Here is a 2,775-nt window from a genome sequence, read left to right as displayed (position 1 = left end):
CACACCGGACGCATCCAGAGTGCCGCGAATGACCTTGTAACGCACCCCAGGAAGATCCTTCACACGGCCGCCACGAACGAGCACGATCGAGTGCTCCTGAAGGTTGTGTCCCTCTCCAGGAATGTATGCGGTGACCTCGATCCCCGAAGTAAGCCGCACGCGGGCGACCTTACGCAACGCCGAGTTCGGTTTCTTCGGTGTGATCGTGTAGACGCGAGTGCAAACACCGCGTCGCTGAGGCGCTCCGGCGAGGCCGGGCGTCTTTTCCTTCTTCGGTTTCGGCTTCCTGCCCTCTCGGACCAACTGCTGGATTGTCGGCATTGTGCTCCTCGACACGCGAAAGTCGGCGCCCGAATCCTCGGTATCGCCGACCCTTATGTACCCGACTCCGGACCATGGATCACCGACGCGGGTCACATCGGTGGGCCCTCGAATGGAGGGGCTAGGGGTTCAAGACCACGGCGATGCAGTATATGAAGACAGCTCACAACGGTCAAAACCACGGACGGGTTTCGGTGGATGGATCATAGTGGCTTCCGGACGGTTTGGCTCTACAGGCTGACTCATCCTGTCGGCTGCCGCGTGCTCGGACCGCAGCCTGTGGCCACATTCGCGGAATGTCCGGCAACTGGCTACCGAGATATCTCCACTGGTAGGGTCGCCGCGTATGTTCAAGACTACGCTGTTCGTTGCCTTCGCCGCGGTCACGGTCGCGTGTACGGCGCCTGCCCCTCTCCCCGCCCCTACGACGACAACGACAGCTGCCCCACCGCCATCGACGACCGTCGTCGCGCCGCCGGCCGTCGCCGCGCCGGCGCGCCCGTTCCCACAGCACGTCGACTACTCGACACCGCACATCACCCCTTCGGCAACCAGCATCGATGCCGACACGCGCCGCTTCTACGACTTCTGGAAAGAGCACTACCTGGTCGGTCTCGGCTCAGAACAGGTTCACCCCAGAGGCGGTGAGCGGCGCTCAGGAGCGACCGTGTCGGAAGGCCAGGGATATGCGATGGTGATCACCGCGCTGATGGGCGGCCACGACCCGCAGGCACAGCAACTATTCGATGCCCTGTGGAGCTACGCGAGGGCACACCCATCCGACATCGACGAACACCTCATGAAAGCCATGACGGTCCCCGATCGAGGCATGTCGGGCAGTGTTTTCGGAGGTGACGCGAGCATCGCATACTCTCTCCTTCTGGCCGACCGGCAGTGGGGTTCCGATGGCGCCGTCGACTACGAGACCGAAGCGAGGGTCCTCATCAGAGCGATCGAGAAGTCGACCATCGGACCTACCAGCCACCTTCCGCTTCTCGGCGACTGGGTCGACCCCGATGGTGCGGTCTACAACGAGCAAACGGTACGCATCTCGGACATCATGCCGGACCACTTCGCGGCCTTCGAGGCCTTCACCTCCGACAGCTTGTGGGACAAGACGGCCGAAGCGTCCAAAGCCGAGATCACCGGCCTGGAAGCGAGATGGTCGCGCCTGACGGGGCTGATGCCGGGTTTCGCGGTCGTAGACCAGAACGGGTCACCTCGACCGGCACCCGCGGGGTACGTCATGGGCTCCGCGGACGGAGCCTTCGGGGATACTGCTGCGCGCTACCCGCTGTGGGTCGGCGCGCATGCGCTGACGTCGGACGATCCGTTCTGGAGAAACAGGATGCTGAAGATCTCCCACTGGGCGAGTGCCGTCACCGACGGCGACCCCCGGGCTCTCGATTCGGGATATGAGCTCGACGGGAGTCCCTTGGACCAAGCCGCCGACTTCAGCGTCCTGTTCGGCGGTCCTCTCGCCGTGGCCGCCATGGTCAACACGGACCAGCAACCGTGGCTCGACGCCCTGTACGCGGCGATCCGCAACCGCCACGAGGGGTACTACGAGGACTCGGTTGCGTTGATCAGCCTGCTTGTCCTCGGGGGCAACTGGTGGAGTCCCTGAGTACGCTTCGTTCGCCGTATTTCGTATTCGGTACTCGGTACCGCGACCCCAACATGAGACCACAGGGCGAGGAACTGGCCGGAGTCCTACTGGGAACTGGGTACTGGTGACGGGAAGCTGATCGCTGATCGCTATGGTTTCCGTCATGAAGATTGCGATCCAAGACACCTACCCCGACGACGTGGCCCACTGCTACGGATGCGGCAGCCTCAATGAGGCCGGCCACCAGATCAAGACCGTGCTCGAGGGTGACGAAACCGTCACCGAGTTCACTCCAGAGCCCTATCACACCGCCATCCCGGGCTACATATACGGCGGCCTGATCGCCAGCCTGATCGATTGCCACTCCACCGGATCCGCAGCGATCTACGCCATGCGAAACGCGGGCACGGAGGTCGGGAGTGAGCAAGCTCCCCGCTTCGTCACCGCCCACCTCGAAGTCGATTTCCTCGCACCGACGCCGATGGGATCCGTGCGCCTCGTCGGACACGCCGTCGAGGTGAAGGACCGCAAGGTCGTCGTCACCACCGATTTCTTTGCAGGGGGCAAGAGAACGGCAAAAGGATCGGCGGTGCTGGTGAAGATGCCCGAAGACACGTTCTTGTGACGTTTCGCGGGGATAGTCCCGACCGGGCGTCGCCAGGACGGAACCTCTCTGCAAAAGCTCGATAGCATGGAAGGTGTAACCCGGCCCATCATGGGACCGGTGCAAATTGGACGGAGGAACCTATGAGACTGAGTAAGGGCCTGTCGCCGCTGTTGCTGGTGGCAGTCGTATTCACACTTGTCCTCGCCGCCTGTGCCAGCGGCACGACGACCACGACCGC

General features: G+C 63.0%; 3 protein-coding genes. 2 read left to right on the top strand and 1 reads right to left on the bottom strand.

The annotated features are described in order from the left end of the window. On the bottom strand, positions 1-321 hold a 321-nt coding region (locus tag GWP04_12655; GenBank protein ID NIA26388.1), incomplete at its 3' end, for a 30S ribosomal protein S12. Between the two features lie 346 nt (positions 322-667). Here GWP04_12655 and GWP04_12650 point away from each other — a divergent pair. Further along, complete coding sequence (locus GWP04_12650) at positions 668-1,948, top strand: hypothetical protein (GenBank protein NIA26387.1); 1,281 nt, start codon at positions 668-670, stop codon at positions 1,946-1,948. Positions 1,949-2,093: 145 nt separating this feature from the next. Then, the gene (locus GWP04_12645; protein NIA26386.1) at positions 2,094-2,555 is read left to right on the top strand and encodes a PaaI family thioesterase; all 462 of its coding nucleotides are present in this window, start codon (positions 2,094-2,096) and stop codon (positions 2,553-2,555) included. The last annotated feature ends 220 nt before the right edge of the window (positions 2,556-2,775 follow it).

Source organism: Gammaproteobacteria bacterium (assembly GCA_011682695.1).
Lineage (GTDB): Bacteria > Actinomycetota > Acidimicrobiia > Spongiisociales > UBA4744 > BMS3Bbin01.
The sequence above is the reverse complement of the archived record's forward strand: the minus strand, read 5'-3'. Positions and strand labels throughout refer to the sequence as shown.

What these genes read in the sequence shown, in the direction of transcription:
- GWP04_12650 (NIA26387.1), top strand. Translation starts at nt 668, where the DNA reads ATGTTCAAGACTACGCTGTTCGTTGCCTTCGCCGCGGTCACGGTCGCG.
- GWP04_12645 (NIA26386.1), top strand. Translation starts at nt 2,094, where the DNA reads ATGAAGATTGCGATCCAAGACACCTACCCCGACGACGTGGCCCACTGC.